The following is a 20,207-nucleotide window of genomic DNA, read 5'->3' on the forward strand; positions in this document are numbered from 1 at the left end:
GGAAACCAGCATGTCCGAGCAAATTAACTTTGACCAGATCTTCGAAGGTGTGATCGAGCCGGGCAAAGAACCCAAGCGGCTCTTCAAAGAAGCTTATGAAGGGGCCATCACGGCGGTAAGCTATGCCGAGATACTGCTCAATCAGGCCATTCGCACCTACGGGCCGGACCACCCGGTAGGCTATCCCGATACGGCGTACTACCTGCCGGTCATTCGCTGTTTAAGCGGCGAAGAAATCAAGACCTTGGGCGATATGGTTCCGGTCTTGAACCGGGTCAGGGCCCAGTTTAAAGAAGACTTCCGTGATTTTACCAATGCCCGGCTGGCTGGTGAGGCCACCTGGTATGCTGCGGAAATTATCGAAGCCATACGTTACCTAAAACATACCCCGGAAAACCCCCTGCACGTTCCACCCTGGACCGGCTTTATCGGCGACCCGGTGGTGCGCCAGTACGGCACCAAGATGGTGGACTGGACCATCCCCGGCGAAGCGGTAATCATCGGGCGGGCGAAAGATAGCAAAGCCGCCAAGAAGATCGTGGACAGCTTCATGGCCAAGGGCCTGATGCTCTTCTTATGCGATGAAATCATCGAGCAGCTGCTGGAGGAAGGCGTCAAGCTGGGGGTGGACTACATCGCCTATCCCCTGGGCAACTTCACCCAGGTGGTCCATGCGGCCAACTACGCCCTGCGGGCCGGCATGATGTTCGGGGGCATTAAGCCGGGCTTGAGGGATGCCCAGCGGGATTACCAGCGCCGCCGGGTACTGGCCTTCATCCTCTACCTGGGCGAACACGACATGGTCAAAACCGCCGCGGCCTTGGGAGCCATCAACGTGGGCTTCCCGGTCATAACCGACCAGCCCCTGCCTGAAGACAAACAGATCAAAGACTGGTTTATCTCCGAACCCGACTATGACAAAATCGTTCAGACCTGCCTGGAAGTGCGGGGCATCAAGATTACCGCCATTGACATCGACGTACCCATTACTGTTGGCCCGGCCTTCGAAGGTGAGTCCATCCGTAAGAAAGACATGTACGTGGAATTCGGCGGCACCAGAACTCCCAGCTTTGAGCTGGTGCGCATGGTCGGTCCGGACGAAATTGAAGACGGTAAGATTGAAGTCATCGGTCCGGACATTGATACCGTGGAGCCCGGCAGTGCCATGCCGCTGGGCATTGTGGTGGACATTTACGGCCGCAAGATGCAGGAGGACTTCGAACCCGTGCTGGAGCGGCGCATTCACTACTTCATTAACTACGGCGAAGGCTTGTGGCACGTAGCCCAGAGGGACATCATGTGGGTACGCATCAGTAAAGACGCCTACTCCAAGGGATTCCGCCTGCGACACATCGGCGATATCCTCTACGCCAAATTCAAAGCGGAATTCCCGTCCATCGTGGACCGGGTGCAAGTAACCATTTACACAGATGAGCAAAAAGTGCTGGAAATGCGGGAAATAGCCCGGCAATACTATAAGAAACGGGACGATCGCTTAAAGCAGCTGCGGGATGAAACCGTGGACACCTTCTACTCCTGCACGCTGTGCCAGTCCTTCGCTCCTACCCACGTATGCGTGATTGCCCCCGAGCGGGTGGGTCTGTGTGGGGCCGTGAGCTGGCTGGATGCCAAGGCCGCCTATGAAATTAACCCTCACGGATCCAACCAGCCCATTCCAAAGGAGGGATTGATTGACCCGGTCAAGGGGCAGTGGAAATCCTTCAACGACTTTGTTTACGCCAACTCCCAGCGGACCATTCAGGCGGTCAATTTCTACACCATCATGGAATATCCCATGACCTCCTGCGGCTGCTTCGAGTGCATCCTGGCCATGGTGCCGGAGTGCAACGGCTTCATGGTGGTCAACCGGGAACACAGTGGCATGACTCCCTCGGGGATGACCTTCTCCACCATGGCTGGCACCATTGGCGGCGGTGCCCAGATGCCCGGGTTCATGGGAATTGGTAAGTCATACCTGGCTTCCCGCAAGTTTGTCCCGGCCGACGGAGGCCTGGCCCGGCTGGTGTGGATGCCCAAGGCCTTAAAGGAACAGCTGCGGCCGCAACTGGAAGAAGCAGCGGAGGAGGCTGGGCTGGGCAGAGACTTTGTGGATAAGATTGCCGATGAAACTGTGGGCACCAGCGGCGAAGAGATACTGCCCTTCCTGGAGGAGAAGGGGCATCCGGCCCTCACCCTGCCGCCGCTACTTTAAGCAGTTTTAATCGCGCACCCAATTAGGATGTGGTAATGTGTATATTCTGGAGGACACCTGTCTGTCAGGTGTCCTCCGGATATGTGTTACTTAAAGTTACGAGAAAGGAGATAAGGAGAATGGGTTTAACAGGTTTAGAGATTTTTAAGCAACTGCCGAAAACCAACTGTAAGGATTGTGGTCATCCGACCTGTCTGGCCTTTGCCATGGCCATGGCTTCCGGCAAAGCCAGTCTAGAGCAATGCCCCCACGTAAGCGAAGCAGCAAAGGAAGCCCTGGGCGCTGCTTCCGCTCCGCCGGTAGCCCTAGTCAAAATTGGCACCGGGGAAAAGGAGCTGCAGTTGGGTAACGAAACCGTACTCTTCCGTCACGACAAGCGTTTTGAACATCCCACAGGTATTGCCATCGCTGTGAGCGATACCGCCACCAAAGAAGAAATTGCTTCCCTTGTAGGCCAGATCAATAAGCTGGTCTTTGACCGGGTCGGACAGCTCCACAGTGTGAACCTGGTAGCCGTCATAAATGATTCCGGTGATGCGGAAAAGTTTGCCGCGGCAGTAAAGGAAGCTGCAGCCAACACCGAATATCCCCTGATCCTGATCACCGAAAACACGTCGGCCATGGAAAAGGCCCTGGAGGTAGTGGGCAGCAAAAAGCCGCTGCTCTGCGGGGCTACCCCTGCCAACTACGAAGGCATGACCGCACTGGCTAAGAAGTATGAGGCCCCCATGGTGGTTAAAGGAGCCGACCTCAATGGACTGGCCGAGTTAGTGGAAAAGGTAGTGGCCCTGGGTCACAAACAACTGATTCTGGATTCGGGCGCCCGGGAAGTCCATAAGGTCCTGGCCGACCAGACCCAGATCCGCCGCCAGGCTTTGAAGCGTTTCCGTCCCTTTGGCTACCCCACCATTACCTTTGTTACCAACGAAGATCCCATCCAGGCCGTGGCCGACGCCGCAGTGTACATTTGTAAGTATGCGGGAATTGTGGTGCTTCAAACGGCCGATCCGGCAGACATTTTGCCGCTAATCACTTTGCGCCTGAACATTTACACCGACCCGCAAAAACCAATCGCCGTGGAATCCAAGATTTACGAGATTGGTAATCCCGGTCCCGATTCCCCGGTTTACATCACCACCAACTTTTCCCTTACCTATTTCTGTGTGGCTGGAGACGTGGAAGCCAGCCGCGTACCGGGTTACATTCTCCCCGTAGATACCGACGGCATTTCCGTCCTGACTGCGTGGGCGGCCGGAAAGTTCACCCCCGAGAAGATTACAGAGATGCTCAAAAACTCCGGCATTGCCGAAAAGGTATCCCATCGCAAGGTAATCATCCCCGGGGGCGTGGCCGTGCTGAGCGGCAAGCTCCAGGAACTCTCCGGTTGGGAAGTACTGGTGGGGCCGCGGGAATCTTCCGGCATTCCTTCCTTCCTGAAGCAACGCTGGAATGTCTAGCCCGGACCGGTTAGCCGGGCTCTGGCGGTAAACCGTGGCTGGTCGGGCGCTTCACTGTGTGGGCACTGCCTGGTAAAAAGTTACCGCTCTTGCTACCCGACCTGAACAAACGGAACAATAATCACCAGAAGGGAAGTGGTACTCATGGCCTTTACCATCGCCATCGCCGGTAAAGGTGGAACGGGTAAGACCACGCTGGCCGCCCTTTTAATTAGACAGCTGATCCAGGCAGGTAAGGGGCCCATCCTGGCCGTGGATGCCGACGCCAATGCAAACCTGCACGAAGCACTGGGTATCGAGGTGGAAGATACCATCGCGGATGTTATGGCCCGGATCAACAACAACCTGGAACCGCTACCGGCAGGCATGACCAAAGACCAGTACGTAGCCTTCCGGGTGCACCAGTCTTTAGCCGAAGGAGATGAAGTGGATCTCCTGGTAATGGGAGGTCCCGAAGGGCCGGGTTGTTATTGCTACGTCAATAATCTGGTGCGGGGCTTCATGCAGGAATTGAGTAACAATTATGCCTATGTGGTAATGGACAACGAAGCGGGGTTGGAACATCTGAGCCGGCGTACCACGCAGAATGTGGACATTCTCCTTGTGACCAGCGACGCCAGCGCGCGGGGTATCCGCTCGGCTGGCCGGGTAAAAGAACTGGTAGAATCCCTGGCCCTGGAGATCAAAAAAATGTACCTGGTGGTAACCAAAGTCGCCGATGGCTCAGTGGAAGCCCTGCAGGACGAAATCCAGAAAACCGGCCTGGAGTTAATAGGCGCTGTTCCGCGGGATGAGCAGGTTTTCCAGTATGACCTGCAAGGCAAGCCACTGGTCGAGCTACCCGACGATTCCCTGGTAGTGGCTGCCGTTACGGAGATAATGCGTAAAACAGCCATCCTCTAATTTCATACACTTACTTATCTAAAGAGAAAGGAGCGTCTATCATGGCCGTTACCATAGCCAAAGAAAGATGGACCAACAAGGTTGCAGAAGTGGTTTTAGGAACCGAGCCGAACATCGTTAAAATCGGGGGCGAGAGTACCCTGCCCTTCCTGCACTTCGAAGGAGAAATGCCCAACCGGCCTGCGGTGGCCCTGGAAGTCTGGGACATGGAACCCACCAGCTGGCCGGAAATTCTGACCAGCGCCTACGCCGGTGTATTAAACGACCCCGTGGCGTGGGCGAAAAAGTGCGTGGAATACGGGGCGGACCTGGTCTGCCTGACCCTGGTCAGTGCCCATCCGGATAATAAAAACACAAGCCCGGAGGAATGCGCCCAGGTGGCCAAGGCGGTGGCCGACGCTGTAAACGTGCCCTTGATCATCCTTGGCTGCGGTGTGGAAGAAAAAGACGCCCAGGTGCTGGAAAAAGTGGCCGAGGCCCTGTCCGGCCGGAACTTCCTCCTGGGTTGTGCCACGCAGGAGAACTACAAAACTATTACCGCTGCCTGCATGGTGCACGGTCACAACATCATTGCTTCCAGCCCCCTGGACATCAACCTGGAAAAGCAGCTGAACATATTAATTACGGAAATGAACCTGGCCGCCAACCGCATTGTCATTGACCCCTCGGTGGGCGCCCTGGGTTACGGTATTGAATACGCCTATTCCATCATGGAACGGACCCGCATCGGTGCCCTTACGGGCGATAAAATGATGGCCATGCCGGTCATCTGCCTGCTGGGCCAGGAAGTCTGGAAAACCAAGGAAGCGAAGAGCACCACGGAGGAGACTCCGGAATGGGGAAGCCAGGAGCGCCGGACCATCCTGTGGGAAGTAATCACTGCCGTGGCCTTTGCTCAGGCGGGCGGGTCCCTGTTTGTCATGCGGCATCCCGAATCCCTCAAACAATTCCGGGCCCACATTGACAAATTGATGCAGCCCAATGCCTATTAATAAAAAAAATAAAAGGAAGGTGTCAAAAATATGATCCTCATTGGCGAGCGGATCAATGGTATGTTTAAGGATATCCGGGAAGCCATTTTAAACAAAGACCCGGAACCCATCCGTTATTGGGCCAAACGCCAGTATGAAAACTGCGCCGCTTACCTGGACATTAACACCGGCCCCACCGTGGACCCCAAGGACCAGCCGGCGGTAATGGAGTGGCTGGTGAAGGTTGCCCAGGAAACCGTGCCTCTGCCCTGCTGCATTGACTCAACCAACCCGGAAGCCATCGAGGCCGGGTTGGCCGTACACAAGGGCAAGGCCATGATCAACTCTACCAGTGCCGACCAGTGGAAGATGGACATTTATTTCCCCATGGCCAAGAAATATAATGCCGCCATCATTGGTCTGGCCATGAATGAAAAGGGCGTACCCAAGAGTGCGGCCGACCGGGTAGCCCTGGCCATGGAAATTGTGGTTAATGCCGACGCCCATGGCATCCCCATGGAAGACCTGTATATTGATCCCCTGATGCTGCCCTGTAACGTGGCCCAGGACCACGGACCCGAGGTACTGGAAGCCATCCGCCAGATCAAGACTCTGGCCGATCCGCCGCCCCGGACCACCCTGGGCCTGAGCAACACCTCCCAGCGCTGCACCAACCGTCACCTGCTCAACCGGACCTTCCTGATTATGTGCATGGCTGTGGGATTGGATTCGGCTATCGCCGACCTGGAAGACCAGGAATTGCTGGATGCCGTGGCTGGCGCCAACATCCTCCTGAATAAGGACATTTATTGCGACTCCTTCTTAAAGACCTTCAGACAGCGGTAAGGGCACGGCCTCAAAAGGGGAAAGCGGTCGCTCGCAGGCCGTTTTCCCCTTGGTTTGTTTTCAAAAATTTTTAAGGACAATTGCAGGATTTGCAAGGTCTATGGACGAATTATATTAACTGGCATTCACAAGGGCTACACGAGCTGAAGGTAATCTAAAACAAAAGTCGCAACACGCTCTTTATTTTGTTCTTTTCGGGAGGGGATATAGTGCCTAGGATTGGCGTCTACATCTGCCATTGTGGCGAGAATATCGCCGGTGCTGTGAATGTGGAAGAGGTGAGAAAATACGCCGAGAAGCTCCCCGGGGTAGTCCTTGCACGGAACTATCTTTTCATGTGTTCGGATCCGGGCCAGGAATTAATCAAGCAGGATATTAAGAACGGCCTCATTGACCGGGTGGTGGTGGCAGCCTGTACTCCCCGCACACACGAACCGATCTTCCGCAAGGCGGTGGAGGACGGGGGGCTCAACAAGTACCTCCTCGAAATGGCGAACATCCGTGACCAGGATAGCTGGCCACATTGGCAAGACAAGGAGAGAGCCACCGCAAAAGCAAAGAAACTGGTTGCCAGCGCCGTAGCGAAGGCCGCTTTCCTGGAGCCGCTGGAGGACAGATTTGTGGAAGTAACGCGTGCATCGCTGGTCGTTGGCGGTGGCGTCGCCGGAATGTTTGCCGCGCTCGATCTGGCCAATATGGGCTATAAGGTCTACCTGGTGGAGAAAAGCCCCTCCGTTGGGGGCAACATGGCCAAGCTCGATAAGACTTTCCCCACCAATGACTGTTCAGCCTGTATCCTAACTCCCATCATGGTGCAGGTGGGAACCCATCCGAATATTGAACTTCTAACTTACTCCGAAGTGGAATCCGTCGAAGGATCCGTCGGCAACTTCAAAGTGAAGGTAAGAAAGAAACAGACGTATATTGACTGGGATAAGTGTACTGGATGCGGCGATTGCGTGAATGCCTGCCCGGCCAAGGTGCCCAACGAGTTCAATGAGGGCATGGATAACCGCAAGGCTATTTATATTGAGTTTCCGCAGGCAGTACCGAAACGGGCGGTTGTAGATATTGAGCACTGCCTTAACTGCGCGAAACGTATTATCGGTACCCAGCCGAGGACCCATTCCAAGACTGGCGAGCCCATCCTTGCCCCGTGTGAGAAAGCATGCAAAACCGGTGCGTGTGACCGTTCAAGGGCGTATAACCCCGAAGGCGAGATCGTCGAGCTCAACGTGGGCACCATCATCGTGGCTGCCGGTTACAAGGTGATGGACAAAGCGCCGTTCAAAGAGTATTCGCCGCAATCACCCAACGTTATCACGGCCATGCAACTTGAGCGTATCCTGTCGGCAACCGGTCCCACGGAAGGCCAATTGAAACGCCCGTCGGACGGTGAAAAGCCCAAAACCATCGCCTTCATCTCTTGTGTTGGCAGCCGGGATAAGAGATACCATACCTATTGCTCCAAGGTCTGCTGCATGTACATGCTCAAGGAAGCCCGGTTGATCAAGGAGAAGTACCCTCACATTGATATTTACATTTTCTTTATTGACGTGCGAACCGGCGGTAAAGACTTCGAGGAGTACTACAACTACTGCCGTGATCTTGGCATCAAGATGCTTCGCGGCCGTGTCGGGGCGGTAGACGAGTTGCCAGGCGATAGGTTAAGGGTGCGCGCCTACGACGTTGACCTGGGTGCGCCCGTAGAATTGGAGGCCGACCTGGTGGTCCTGGCCACGGCTATCGAGCCTGCTCCGGACCTCGAAGAACTTGGCCGGAAGCTGGGTATCACATGCGGCAGCGAAGGTTTCATGAAGGAGTTGCACACCAAGCTCTATCCGGTAGAAACGTCAGTGAAGGGTATTTACATCGCCGGGTGTACACAGGGCCCCAAAGACATTCCCGAATCGGTGTCACAAGCACGGGCTGCTTCTTCAGCGGCCGCAGTACCCCTCACCTTAGGAAAGGTAATTGTGGAGCCGCTGATTTCGGAAGTGAACCAGAGGAAGTGCACCGGCTGCGGTACTTGCGTGCAACTGTGTCCGTACTCGGCCATCAGCCTGGTGGAGGATAAAGGAAGGCTGCGGTCCAAAATTGACGAAGCCCTGTGTGCCGGCTGCGGCGTATGTGCAGCGGCTTGCCCGTCGGGAGTCATCACGTTGCACGGCTTCACCAACGCCCAGATCCACGCACAAATTAAAGCTTTAGCCTGCTGAGTTCGGGGGTGGTACGAGTGTCTAGCGATCAAGTAGCAACGGGGGTAATCAACCTCTCTGAAGGCGATTCCAGTCTAGCTAATGAAATAAAAGAGTTAGGCGGCGAGGAATTGATGGAATGCATCCAGTGCGCCAAATGCGCCGCCGCCTGCCCTATGGTGCTGGCTGGCTTTCCCTTTTTCAACAAGCGGATTATTCAAGCGATTTTCCTGGGGTTGCGTGACGCACTGCTGGACGATTCATCCATTTGGGCCTGTCAGTCCTGCAATCGCTGCACCGAAGTATGTCCGCGGGAGGTTAACCCCTTTGAGATCATTCAAGCCATGCGGCGAGTGGCGATAAGGGAGTTTGCCCTGCCTACCCTTTCCATTGAAGGTCTTAAGTCCCTTTACGATACCGGCCATGCCGTTTATCTGGCGGGAGCCGGAAACACGCGGGCAAAAGTTGGTCTGCCGGAAAAGCCGCCTTCCACGGTCGCGAACCCGGAAGCTTTGAAAGAGCTGCAGGCGGTCATACGAAAAACAGCCCTGGCCGACCTGGGAATTATCCCCATGGACGAGTCCGGCGTAAAGGAAACTTGTGAGGTGTAGCCAATGAAGGTAGGTTTTTTTGTCGGCTGCAACACGGCGTTTAATAGACCGGATTTAGAGCAGGCGGTACGGTATGCGTTCCCGGCACTCGGGATTGAACTGGACAACCTTGAAGGACAGTCATGTTGTCCCAGTTGGGGGACGATGCCCTCCGTAGACGTGGTGGGCTGGTGTGCCGTAGGAGCTAGAAACCACACCATAGCTGAGGAAAAAGGCCTGGATATAGTCACCGTGTGCGGCAGCTGTTACGGTAGCCTGGCTGAATCAAAGTACAAGATGGATACCCACCCGGAGATAAAGGCCCAGGTCAACGAGATTCTTAAGGATATTGGCAGGGAATATAAGGGAACCAGCAATGTCAGGCTCGCTTTCTATTATCTATACCATGAGCTTGGGCCTGACAAGATTAAAGAGGCCGTTAAACATAAACTCGACGGCCTTACAGTGGCCCTTCAGCCCGGCTGCCACACCCTCTGGCCAAGCAAAGTTTACTATGATAAGGAAGAAGATCCCTTCCACCCCAAGGTGCTTAAGGAAATGTGTGAGGCCTTGGGCGCTACAGTTGGTCATTATACCCGCTTAATCGACTGTTGTGGTATGGGTGCTATGCGGAGCACCGACATGGAAAAATCCTTAAAGCTTGTTGAGAAAAAGCTTATCTCCATGAAAAACGAGGTTAATCCCGACCTGATCGTGACCGGTTGCAGTTCCTGCTTGATCCAGTTCGACACAGCCCAGGAACTCCTGCGTAGCGGCAAGAAGATTAATTTCGAGATTCCTGTCCTCCACATCATGCAGGTCCTGGCGTTATGCCTGGGAGCCGATCCGGAGCGGGTTACCGGTCTGGCGAAAACGGATGTAAGACGCGTTGTAAACAGGATTTTGGAAGGATTATAAAAGACCATCTTGGCCTTTAACTGTTAACTTTTCTCAGCTCTCTGGCTTTCTTTGGGTAGTGAAAGGAGTGAAAAATGGTAATGCGGACAGAGTTTGAACCAAAAATTATTGCCTTTTTATGTAACTGGTGCAGTTACGCAGGTGCAGACCTTGCCGGGTCTCTCAGGTTCCAGTACCCCCCGAATGTGACGATCATCAGGGTGCCCTGCTCTGGAAGGGTTTCTCCGTTATTTATACTGAAGGCCCTTTTTGCCGGCGCTGACGGCGTGCTGGTAGGCGGGTGACATCCCGGAGACTGCCACTATGGTAGTGGCAATTATAATGCTGAACGGCGCACCAAGATCACCCAGCGGCTTTTAGATTCACTGGGAATTGAGCGGGAGCGGCTCCGGTTGGCCTGGATTTCCGCTTCGGAAGGGGCCAAGTTTGCCGAGACGGTAAGAGATTTCACTACTCAGCTACAGGAGTTGGGTCCCAACCCGTTGCGTGTCACGGATGGCCAGGAGAAAGGGAATGAAGGAACCGTGGTTTAACAAGATCCTTTGTAAGGGCTAAGGAAAGGCACCTACAAACAAGTTGTCAGTCTCGCCCAAAGCTCCTTAATGCAGGAGGGAAGATTAAAGCCATGGAAAGGAAATCTAGAGGCAAACGGAGTACTTACCTCGGTCAAGGAACCGAGTCCCAATAAAGGTCGGGTCGAGAAGGCGGGGTGTTATAAAATGAGCGAATTAACCAGGGCAATTCAAGAAACGGCACAAAAGCTTCTGCAAAACAGGGAAGTTGAACTAGTGGTGGGTTTTGCAGAGGGGAGCCTCCCTTTGCGCAATACCCCCTGCTTTGTTCGCCAACCAGAGGAGGCACAAAAGCTGGTCTGGGGTTACGGCTGTGAAAACAACCTGGCTAACTACCTCCGCAAGAGGCCAGAAAAGGTGGCCGTGGTAGCTAAGGGTTGTGATAGCCGCTCCATAGTAGAGCTTATAAAAGAAAACCAGATCGACCGCGATAAACTGGTGGTTATTGGTGTACCTTGCCGGGGCATGATTGACCGCAAGAAAGTAACCCACTTGCTGGCAGGAAAGGAGCTGCTGGAAGCAGAAGTAAGGGACGGCCAGGTCGTATTAAAAGGAAAAGAATTTAACGAAACTGTTCCCCTTGAACAATTGCTTTACGATACCTGTTTAACCTGCCAACACCCCAACCCGGTGTTGTTCGACATCATGATGGGCGAACCAGTTCCGGTGAAAGAAACCGAATGTTTTGCCGACGTAGCAAACTTTGAAACAAAAGCACCGGCGGAAAAGCGGGCATATCTCATGCAGGAACTGTCCCGTTGTATTCGATGCTATGCCTGCCGGCAGGCCTGCCCCATGTGCTTCTGCGAAGAATGCTTTGTCGATTGCTCTATGCCCCAGTGGCTTAGCAAGTCATCCCTGAATGTTCAGGATAACGTCTTCTTCCAGGCCGTAAGGGCACTTCACCTGGCCGGGCGCTGCGTGGACTGTGGAGCATGCGACCGTGCCTGCCCCATGGGCATTGATTTGCGCACCTTAACCCGCAAAATGGTGAAGGATGTTCAGGAGCTGTTTGGTTATACCGCCGGGGTCAGCTTGGATCAAAAACCTCCGCTAGCTGCACCAATTAATACAACAAGCCCGGCCACTTGTAATCAAGACGGGAGGTGAGAGAGTGTTGCTTGTAAATAAAGGCCAGTTTACCGATTGGCTCAATCAGTTAATACAGGTTTATCAGGTATATGCCCCTGTAAAAGAGGATGACTATTTCTGCTTTAAAAAAATTAACTCTGGCGACCAGGCAACCTTGAATTATACCAACTCCAAGGTTCCCCCCAAAGAAGTTCTCTTTCCACGTTCGGAAAAACTCTTCTGCTATCGCTGTGAAAACGATGGCGTTCAATTAACAGAACAAATTGATGAAAGCAAAAAAATTATCGTTGGCTTAAGGCCCTGCGACGCCAAAAGCTTTCTCCTTCTGGACGGCGTCTTTAACAGTGACAAATATCATGATCCTTACTACCTGATAAGAAGAAACAATACCGTACTGGTAGGTCTTGGGTGTAATCAACCGGCAGCCACCTGCTTTTGCACTTCCCTGGGCGGGGGTCCTTTTGCCACCGAAGGCCTGGACCTCTTGCTGGTGGACATCGGTGACCGATACGTGGTGGAGGTGCTGACGGACAGGGGTCGAGAATTGCTTTCCGGAATGGAGCTGCCCGCCGCCAACCAGGAGGCGCAGGAAGCCGCCCGAATAGTGAAGGAAGGTGCGGCGCTCTCTACCCAAGTTAATCTGGAAGGGCTAAAGTCCAAGTTGGATGTTATTTTCTATGACCCCATCTGGGACCTGATCCATGAGAAGTGCCTGGGGTGTGCCGCCTGTACTTACACCTGTCCCACGTGCCACTGCTTTGACATCGTAGACGAGGCTGAGGGGAACGAAGGCTGCCGGATACGCAATTGGGATGCCTGCATGTTCCCGCTCTTTACCCTTCACGGTTCCGGCCACAACCCCCGTCCGACGGGTAAGGAACGGTTCCGGCAACGGGTCATGCATAAATTCAAGTACTTCGTGGACAATTTTAACGCCATAGCCTGTGTAGGCTGCGGCAGGTGCATTATAAACTGCCCTGTTAATCTGGACATCCGGGAAGTGTTAGCGGAGATCCAGGGTTCGGAAGTGAGGTCTGATAAGCAATGAAAAACCCCTATCTTCCACTTCCCATGCGGCTGGTTAAAAACTTTGTGGAAACCGAAGATAAGCTTATTCATACCTTTACCCTGGAGTTCCTAAATGAAGAAGACGAGAAGTCATTCCAATATTTACCCGGCCAATTTGCCGAGGTATCCGTATTTGGTGTAGGTGAAGCTCCCTTCGGCATTGCCTCTTCGCCCACAGAACCCGGGCACCTGAAGTTCTCGGTGGCCAAAGTAGGTGTGGTGACCACAACCCTACACCAACTCCCTGAAGGCACCATCCTGGGTGTGCGGGGACCGCTGGGAAACAACTATCCCATAGAGGAGTTTAAGGGCAAGAACCTGGTAGTAATTGGCGGTGGCTTTGCCTTCACCACATTAAGATCGCTGATTACCTACATTCTCCATCCCGACCACAGGGGAGACTACGGAGAACTGACGGTAATTTATGGCGCCCGGAATCCTGGCCTCTTGCTCTACAAGGACGAGCTGGCCGAATGGGAAAAGCGTTCGGACATTAATCTGGTCTGCACCATTGACCGCCCGGTAGAAGGATGGAGCGGCCGGGTGGGTTTTGTACCGGCAGTAACCAAGGAAGTAGCTCCCAGCGCGGAAAATGCGTACGCGGTAATTTGCGGCCCACCGGTGATGATTAAGTTCACCATGCCGGTGCTCGAGGAACTGGGCTTTCCCTCCGAGCGGATCATCATGTCCCTGGAAAACCGCATGAAATGCGGCATCGGCATGTGCGGTCGGTGTAACGTGGGCAATAAATACGTCTGTAAAGATGGTCCGGTCTTTACCCGGGCACAACTTAACCAGTTGCCTAACGAATACTAAAAAGATAAAAACAACCCCCGGCTTGCGCCGGCTTAAAGGTAAGACCGGCGCAAGGCCGCAGGGTTGTGTATGTGGGATGGTCAATCAAAAAGCCCTAGAGGGGAGGATTCCCAAATGAATGCCATCGTGGCCGCTGAACTGGATCCCACTTTTCGGGACGAGTTAGCGGAAAAGATGAAAAGTTTGGACTTTGCCAACTGTTTAGCCTGCGGTATGTGTACCGCTGGCTGTGCCTTCTCCGACCTGCACCCGGATAACGATCCCCGCAAAATGCTGCGCAAAGTAATCCTGGGCATGCGGGAGGAACTTTTAAAAGACCCCTTTATCTGGTACTGCACCATGTGTGAACGGTGCACCGTGGAGTGTCCCATGTGCGTAAATATTGCCGCCGTTACCAGGGCCATTCGCGGCAATTTCCGCACCGATTCACCCGGTTTCCTCCAAAAGGTAGTTGACGACACCATCAGGTCCGGCAACCAGATGGATGTACAGCCCGATGAATACATGGAAACACTGGAGTGGCTCCAGGAAGAACTGCAGGCTGAACTGGGTGATCCTGATTATCACATTCCTATTGATGTGGAGGGAGCCGACTTCCTCTTTGGCTTCAACGCCCGGGAGGTGAAGTATTACCCCAACGAATTGCAAAACATCCTGAAGATTTTCTATGCCGCCGGTGCCAATTATACCTTGAGCTCCCAAAAGTGGGATGCTACCAACTTGGCCCTTTTCAGTGGTAAGGACGAAGATTTCTGGAAAATCACTGAACCAATGCTTCAGGAAGTGGTACGGCTAAAGGCCAAGGAATTGGTTGTTACCGAATGCGGCCACGCCTTCCGTTCTGTACGCTGGGGTTACCGCACCTTCTGGAAGGGACCGCAGTTCCCCATCCGCAGCATTCTGGAGGTCCTGGACGAGTGGATCCAGCAAGGGCGGATTAAGCTGGACCCCACCAAGAACCCCGAACCGGTCACTCTCCATGATCCCTGCAACCTGGTGCGCAAGGAAGGGGTAGTAGAACCGCAGCGCCGGGTATTAAAGGCTGCAGTAATGGACTTCCGGGAAATGTTTCCCAACGGCAGGTGGAATTATTGCTGCGGTGCCGGAGGCGGTGCCCTGGCCATGCCTGAATATACCGAACAGCGCTTAATCAAGGGCAAGCGCAAAGTGGACCAGCTTTTGGCCACAGGAGCTAAAATTGTGGCTATTCCCTGCCACAACTGCATGGACCAGTTCAACGACCTCAACAAACATTACAAGCTGGGCATGAAGATGGAACATATCTGTAGCATTGTTGAAAGAGCCTTGATTATGCCCGAAAAAAAGCCCAAAGTTTAGACCACGCCGAATACACCTACCTCTGCCCCCGGCAAAGTTAACCCCTGGGCCGGCCTGCAGGGGTGAGTATTACCACCTCCATTTTCGAAAGGACGGATGTGATGTTCAATGAGCGTTAACAAAGCAGGGTCGGTACTGGTGGTGGGAGCGGGTATCGCCGGCATCCAGGCCTCCCTGGATCTTGCCGAATCGGGCTATTTGGTCTACCTGGTGGAAAGTTCTCCGGCCATTGGCGGCACCATGCCCATGCTGGATAAAACCTTTCCCACCAACGACTGTTCCATGTGCATCCTTTCCCCCAAGCTGGTGGAATGCGGCCGTCACCTGAATATCAAAACCTACACCTGCGCCGACGTGGTGGACGTGCAGGGCGAACCGGGGAATTTTACCGTAATCATCCGTCAACGCCCCCGATACGTCGATGTGGATAAATGTAAGGGATGTGGCGACTGCGCCGAGGCCTGCCCCATTGATGTCCCTTCGGAGTTCGACCAGGGGATCAGGGAGCGCAAGGCCATTTATAAACCTTACGCCCAGGCCTTTCCCAATGCCTATATCATTGATAAGGAAAACTGCATCGAGTGCGGTGCCTGCGAGGAAGCCTGTCAGGCCGGCGCCATAGACCATTCCATGGAAGAGGAAACCATTGAGCTGAATGTGGGGGCCGTGGTCCTCTGCCCGGGATTTCAGAAATTTGACCCCTCCCAACTGACCTATTATGGTTACGGTAAATATCCCAATGTTTTGACCAGTTTGGAATTTGAACGGATTCTAAGCGCTTCCGGTCCCTTCCAGGGACATCTGGTCAGACCCTATGACAAAAAAGAACCCCGGCGCATTGCCTGGATTCAGTGCGTGGGGTCCCGTAACTGCCGGATAGACCACGGTTACTGCTCCTCGGTGTGCTGCATGTATGCCATCAAGGAAGCGGTCATCGCCAGGGAACACAGCAAAGAGCCCCTGGAAACCACTATCTTTTACATGGACATGCGCACCTATGGCAAGGGTTTTGAGAAGTACTACAACCGGGCCAAGGACGAACAAGGGGTTAGGTTCATCCGTTCACGGGTTTATGAAATTTCGGAAGTGGAAGACGAAAGCAAAAATTTGCGCATTCGCTATGCCGAGGAAAACGGCACCATCTGTGAAGAGGAGTTTGATCTGGTTGTACTGTCCGTTGGCCTTGAACCCTCCCCGGGCGCCATGGAATTGTGCCGGAAGCTGGGGCTTACACTGAACAAGTACGGATTTGCGGAACCCGCCCCCCTTACCGGTGTAGGGACAAATAAACCGGGTATTTTCGTAGCCGGCGCCTTCAGCGCACCCAAAGACATCCCGGAAACGGTGATGCAGGCCAGTGCTGCCGCCGGCGCTTCGGCCAGCCTCCTGGCGGAAGCCCGTGGTACCCTGGTGAAGGAAAAGGAATTTCCGCCGGAAAAGGACGTCAGCGGGCAGACACCGCGTATTGGTGTCTTTGTCTGCCACTGCGGTGTGAACATTGGCAGTGTGGTCAATGTGCCCGAAGTGGTGGAAATGGCCAAGAATCTGCCCAACGTGGTTTATGCCGGCGAATATCTCTATGCGTGCTCCCAGGACAGCCAGGCAGCCATCAAACAGATCATTGAAGAATACGGCCTGAACCGGGTGGTGGTTGCCTCGTGCAGTCCGCGAACCCACAAGCCCCTTTTCCAGGAAACCGTCCGGGAAGCCGGATTAAACCGGGCACTGTTTGAAATGGCCAACATCCGTGACCAGTGCTCCTGGGTACACATGCATGAACCTGATAAGGCCACGGAAAAAGCCAAGGACCTGGTAAAAATGGTGGTAGCCAAGGCTGCCCTCCTGGAGCCGATTCCCCAGGTCGCGGCCGGCGTGACCAAAGCCGCCCTGGTCATTGGCGGCGGCGTATCGGGTATGACCAGTACCCTTTCATTGGCCGATTTGGGTTACCGGGTACACCTGGTGGAAAAAGAGCAGCAATTGGGCGGAGTGGCCCGGCGCATCAGGCACGGGTTAAAGGGTGAGGAGGTTCCTGCCTTCTTAAACGATCTTGTGGCCAAAGTAATGTCCCACCCCAACATCGAGGTTCACGCAGGCACAGAAGTTCAAGCCGTGGCCGGTTATGTGGGCAATTTCGTCACCACCCTGACAAACGGCAAGGAACTGCAACATGGCGTGGCTATTATCGCCACGGGCGGTGTGGAATATAAACCCACGGAATATCTTTATGACGAAAGTGACCGGGTATTTACCCAGCTGGAGCTGGAAGAAGCCCTGGCAGCGGGAGACCCGCGCATTGAGAACGCCAAGACATTTGTGCTCATCCAGTGCGTCGGCTCCCGGGAACCCGAGCGCCCCTACTGCAGCCGGGTATGCTGCGGCAAGTCCGTCAAGCTGGCCTTAAAGCTTAAGGAAAAGAATCCCGCAGCCAACGTATTCGTGCTCTACCGGGACATCCGTACCTATGGTTTCCTGGAGGACTATTACCAGGAAGCTCGCCGCAAGGGCGTGTTCTTCATCCGTTACAATCTTGAAAACAAGCCGCTGGTTGAAAAGGGAGACAGCTCGCTTAAGGTTACCGTAACCGACCACGTCCTGGGTGTACCGGTAGTCATTGAGGCCGATGTAATCGGACTGGCGGCGGCCATCGTGGCTCCTGAAAGCAACCGCCAGCTGAGCCAGCTCTTTAAAGTGCCTTTGAACGAAGACGGCTTCTTCCTGGAAGCCCACATGAAGTTACGGCCGGTGGACTTCACTTCTGAGGGTATTTTCATGGCCGGTTTGGCCCATGGACCGAAAAACCTGGAGGAAAACATTGCCCAGGCCAAAGCAGCGGCGGGTAGGGCATCTACCATTCTCGGGAAAGACCACCTGGAATCCCACGGTGTGGTAGCGGTGGTGCAACAAGATAAATGCGCCGCCTGTCTGACGTGTGTAAGGCTCTGTCCCTACAATGCGCCTAAAATTAGAAATTACGCTGCCGAGATTGAACCATTACTCTGCCAGGGCTGCGGCACCTGCGCCGGAGAATGCCCCAACAAGGCCATCACCCTCCAGGGTTATAAAGACCATATGCAAATGTCCATGAGCAAAGCTTTATTCAGGGAGGTGTAACCAGTGGGGGAATTTGAGCCTAAAATCGTAGCATTTTGTTGCCACTACTGAGCCTACTCCGCAGCGGACCTGGCAGGTTCGATGCGACTGCAATATTCTCCAAACATTCGCATTGTCGAAATGCCCTGCTCGGGCACCATCGATCACCGGGTGCTCCTGCAGGCCTTTGAAGATGGCGCCGACGGCGTGTTTGTTGCCGGCTGCATGGAAGGCGACTGTCACTTCCAAAAAGGAAACTATCGCGCCAAAAAGCGGGTAAATGCGGTTAAAAAACTGCTCGATGAAATTGGAGTGGGTGGCGAACGCCTGGAAATGTACAACCTTTCGGCGGCCATGGGACCCCGTTTTGCGGAAATAGCCAACGAGATGAGCGAACGTATCCGCCGTCTGGGCCCCAGTCCCCTTAAAAAACAAAGTGCAGGGACCACGGAGAAAGAAGGTGACGTGGCATGATCATAGCACAACAAAAGCCAATTAAAGATATTGCCGCAATGATTGCCGACTGCAAAAAGGTCCTCCTGGTTGGCTGTGCCGGTTGTGTTACCGTCTGTCTGTCGGGGGGCGAGAAAGAAACCGAAGTTTTGGCTTCATCCCTGCGCATCATGCGCCGGTTACAGGGCAACCCACTGGAAACAGTTACCTATACCGCCACCAGGCAGTGCGACCCGGAATACATTGAGGCCCTGGAAAATCTGGTTAAAGACGTCGATGCCGTAGTTTCCCTTGCCTGTGGAGTGGGCGTACAGTACATCGCCGAGCGGTTTCATGACAAGTGGGTGGTACCTGCCCAGAACACCATGTTTGTGGGTGGTTCCACGGCCCACGGCGTGTGGGAAGAAAGGTGCGGTCTTTGCGGCGACTGCATCCTCCACCGCACCGGCGGTATCTGCCCCATTATCCGCTGCTCCAAGAGCATCTTAAACGGTCCCTGTGGCGGCTCCCAGTACGGCAAGTGCGAGATCAGCAAGGATGTGGACTGTGCCTGGCAACTGATCTACGACCGCATGAAAGTTCTGGGCAAGCTGGACAAATTGCTTGAAATTCAACCACCCAAGGATTGGTCCAAGTCCCGTGACGGAGGGCCGCGTAAAGCCATCAGGGAGGATGTGATGATCGGGTGAAAACAGAAAGCAAACTGCAAAAGCTCCTTGACAGCGGCCACTTTGCGGTGACTGCGGAAATCGGGCCGCCCAAGCATGCGTCCGCCCATGGTATCCGCCACCATGCCCACATGTTGAAGGACTACGTGGATGCAACCAATATTACCGATTGCCAGACGGCCATCGTACGGCTCTCCAGCATTGCTTCCGCCGTGCATATCCTTGATTGCGGCCTGGAACCAATTGTGCAAATGACCTGCCGGGACAGAAACCGCATTGCCATCCAAAGCGATTTGCTAGGTGCCTACAGCCTGGGGGTCCGGAACCTGCTCTGCTTGTCGGGCGACCATCAGAAGTTTGGCAACGAACCCTCAGCTAAAAACGTCTACGATATTGACTCCATACAACTAATCTATTTGATGCGCCGCATGCGGGATGAAAAGCTTTTCTTCTCCGGCGAACCCATCAAAGAGCATGAACCCCGCTTCTTCATTGGAGCGGTGGCCAACCCCTTTGCGGATCCCTTTGAGTTCCGGGTGGCCCGGCTGGAGAAAAAAGTGGAGGCCGGGGCGGAGTTTATCCAGACCCAATGTATTTTTGATATGGAGCGTTTTGAGCGCTTCATGGAAATGGTCCGGGAGAGGGGCATTCACGAACGGGTACACATCCTGGCCGGGGTCACCCCACTGAAAAGCTGGCGGGCGGCAAAATACCTGCAAACCAGCGTCTCGGGCATGATTGTACCCGATGATGTCGTGGAAAGGCTGAAAAAAGCAGAAGATCCTAAGCGGGAAGGAATTGAGATCTGCATCGAGCAAATCAAGCATATTCGCAACATTCCCGGCGTACACGGCGTACACATCATGGCCATTGCCTGGGAAGAAGTGGTGCCGGAAATCGTGGAACGGTCCGGTCTTTTCCCGCGGCCCAAAGTGGAATAAGAGAAAACTAAACCCCCGCATAATGAGCGGGGGTTCTTTATTGTTTCACCGGAAAAGCCTGTCGTTCCAGG

At 54.1% G+C, this 20,207-nt stretch carries 17 protein-coding genes; all 17 read left to right on the forward strand.

Features of this window, described 5'->3' with window-relative positions; genetic code table 11:
• Window positions 1-10 precede the first annotated feature (10 nt).
• On the forward strand, window positions 11-2,212 hold the full coding sequence (acsB, locus tag D7024_RS09175) for an acetyl-CoA decarbonylase/synthase complex subunit alpha/beta (RefSeq protein ID WP_121451520.1): 2,202 nt from the start codon (window positions 11-13) through the stop codon (window positions 2,210-2,212).
• A 119-nt stretch (window positions 2,213-2,331) separates the two neighbouring features.
• The gene (gene acsC, locus D7024_RS09180; protein ID WP_121451521.1) at window positions 2,332-3,669 is read left to right on the forward strand and encodes an acetyl-CoA decarbonylase/synthase complex subunit gamma; all 1,338 of its coding nucleotides are present in this window, start codon (window positions 2,332-2,334) and stop codon (window positions 3,667-3,669) included.
• 144 nt (window positions 3,670-3,813) lie between these two features.
• Window positions 3,814-4,572 (forward strand): ATP-binding protein, encoded by a 759-nt coding sequence (locus D7024_RS09185; RefSeq protein ID WP_121451522.1) that lies wholly within the window; start codon window positions 3,814-3,816, stop codon window positions 4,570-4,572.
• A gap of 41 nt (window positions 4,573-4,613) precedes the next feature.
• Window positions 4,614-5,564 (forward strand): acetyl-CoA decarbonylase/synthase complex subunit delta, encoded by a 951-nt coding sequence (locus D7024_RS09190; protein ID WP_121451523.1) that lies wholly within the window; start codon window positions 4,614-4,616, stop codon window positions 5,562-5,564.
• 30 nt (window positions 5,565-5,594) lie between these two features.
• Window positions 5,595-6,389 carry a methyltetrahydrofolate cobalamin methyltransferase gene (locus D7024_RS09195; protein WP_121451524.1) on the forward strand — a complete coding sequence of 265 codons (795 nt, stop codon included), beginning with the start codon at window positions 5,595-5,597 and terminating at the stop codon, window positions 6,387-6,389.
• 209 nt (window positions 6,390-6,598) lie between these two features.
• A complete protein-coding gene (locus D7024_RS09200) occupies window positions 6,599-8,608 on the forward strand; it encodes a CoB--CoM heterodisulfide reductase iron-sulfur subunit A family protein (protein ID WP_121451525.1) in 2,010 nt (669 codons plus the stop codon).
• Window positions 8,609-8,625: 17 nt separating this feature from the next.
• Window positions 8,626-9,198, forward strand: coding sequence for a 4Fe-4S dicluster domain-containing protein (locus D7024_RS09205; RefSeq protein ID WP_121451526.1), 573 nt, complete (start codon window positions 8,626-8,628; stop codon window positions 9,196-9,198).
• Window positions 9,199-9,201: 3 nt separating this feature from the next.
• Window positions 9,202-10,095: a CoB--CoM heterodisulfide reductase iron-sulfur subunit B family protein gene (locus tag D7024_RS09210; protein ID WP_121451527.1), complete on the forward strand. Its 894-nt coding sequence runs from the start codon at window positions 9,202-9,204 to the stop codon at window positions 10,093-10,095.
• Between the two features lie 80 nt (window positions 10,096-10,175).
• Window positions 10,176-10,628 (forward strand): hydrogenase iron-sulfur subunit, encoded by a 453-nt coding sequence (locus D7024_RS15180; RefSeq protein WP_165859323.1) that lies wholly within the window; start codon window positions 10,176-10,178, stop codon window positions 10,626-10,628.
• Window positions 10,629-10,814: 186 nt separating this feature from the next.
• Entirely contained in the window at window positions 10,815-11,777 is a 963-nt protein-coding gene (locus D7024_RS09220; protein ID WP_121451528.1) for a 4Fe-4S dicluster domain-containing protein, read from the forward strand.
• A 7-nt stretch (window positions 11,778-11,784) separates the two neighbouring features.
• Window positions 11,785-12,807, forward strand: coding sequence for a 4Fe-4S dicluster domain-containing protein (locus D7024_RS09225; RefSeq protein ID WP_121452530.1), 1,023 nt, complete (start codon window positions 11,785-11,787; stop codon window positions 12,805-12,807).
• Window positions 12,804-13,643 (forward strand): FAD/NAD(P)-binding protein, encoded by an 840-nt coding sequence (locus tag D7024_RS09230; protein WP_121451529.1) that lies wholly within the window; start codon window positions 12,804-12,806, stop codon window positions 13,641-13,643. The genes D7024_RS09225 and D7024_RS09230 overlap by 4 nt, the downstream gene beginning before the upstream one ends.
• A gap of 114 nt (window positions 13,644-13,757) precedes the next feature.
• Window positions 13,758-14,981 carry a (Fe-S)-binding protein gene (locus tag D7024_RS09235; RefSeq protein WP_121451530.1) on the forward strand — a complete coding sequence of 408 codons (1,224 nt, stop codon included), beginning with the start codon at window positions 13,758-13,760 and terminating at the stop codon, window positions 14,979-14,981.
• A 108-nt stretch (window positions 14,982-15,089) separates the two neighbouring features.
• Window positions 15,090-18,095, forward strand: coding sequence for a CoB--CoM heterodisulfide reductase iron-sulfur subunit A family protein (locus D7024_RS09240; RefSeq protein WP_121451531.1), 3,006 nt, complete (start codon window positions 15,090-15,092; stop codon window positions 18,093-18,095).
• A 3-nt stretch (window positions 18,096-18,098) separates the two neighbouring features.
• On the forward strand, window positions 18,099-18,548 hold the full coding sequence (locus D7024_RS09245) for a hydrogenase iron-sulfur subunit (RefSeq protein ID WP_121451532.1): 450 nt from the start codon (window positions 18,099-18,101) through the stop codon (window positions 18,546-18,548).
• Window positions 18,545-19,216, forward strand: coding sequence for a methylenetetrahydrofolate reductase C-terminal domain-containing protein (locus D7024_RS09250; protein ID WP_121451533.1), 672 nt, complete (start codon window positions 18,545-18,547; stop codon window positions 19,214-19,216). The genes D7024_RS09245 and D7024_RS09250 overlap by 4 nt, the downstream gene beginning before the upstream one ends.
• Complete coding sequence (locus D7024_RS09255) at window positions 19,213-20,136, forward strand: methylenetetrahydrofolate reductase (protein WP_121451534.1); 924 nt, start codon at window positions 19,213-19,215, stop codon at window positions 20,134-20,136. Before D7024_RS09250 ends, D7024_RS09255 begins: the two co-directional genes overlap by 4 nt.
• Window positions 20,137-20,207 lie beyond the last annotated feature (71 nt).

This window comes from Desulfofundulus salinus (assembly GCF_003627965.1).
Classification (GTDB): Bacteria; Bacillota; Desulfotomaculia; order Desulfotomaculales; family Desulfovirgulaceae; genus Desulfofundulus; species Desulfofundulus salinus.

Coding starts and splice junctions, on each gene's coding strand:
- D7024_RS09250 (WP_121451533.1), top strand. CDS start 18,545: ATGATCATAGCACAACAAAAGCCAATTAAAGATATTGCCGCAATGATT.
- D7024_RS09220 (WP_121451528.1), top strand. CDS start 10,815: ATGAGCGAATTAACCAGGGCAATTCAAGAAACGGCACAAAAGCTTCTG.
- D7024_RS09230 (WP_121451529.1), top strand. CDS start 12,804: ATGAAAAACCCCTATCTTCCACTTCCCATGCGGCTGGTTAAAAACTTT.
- D7024_RS09235 (WP_121451530.1), top strand. CDS start 13,758: ATGAATGCCATCGTGGCCGCTGAACTGGATCCCACTTTTCGGGACGAG.
- D7024_RS09210 (WP_121451527.1), top strand. CDS start 9,202: ATGAAGGTAGGTTTTTTTGTCGGCTGCAACACGGCGTTTAATAGACCG.
- D7024_RS09190 (WP_121451523.1), top strand. CDS start 4,614: ATGGCCGTTACCATAGCCAAAGAAAGATGGACCAACAAGGTTGCAGAA.
- D7024_RS09195 (WP_121451524.1), top strand. CDS start 5,595: ATGATCCTCATTGGCGAGCGGATCAATGGTATGTTTAAGGATATCCGG.
- acsB (WP_121451520.1), top strand. CDS start 11: ATGTCCGAGCAAATTAACTTTGACCAGATCTTCGAAGGTGTGATCGAG.
- acsC (WP_121451521.1), top strand. CDS start 2,332: ATGGGTTTAACAGGTTTAGAGATTTTTAAGCAACTGCCGAAAACCAAC.
- D7024_RS09240 (WP_121451531.1), top strand. CDS start 15,090: ATGAGCGTTAACAAAGCAGGGTCGGTACTGGTGGTGGGAGCGGGTATC.
- D7024_RS09185 (WP_121451522.1), top strand. CDS start 3,814: ATGGCCTTTACCATCGCCATCGCCGGTAAAGGTGGAACGGGTAAGACC.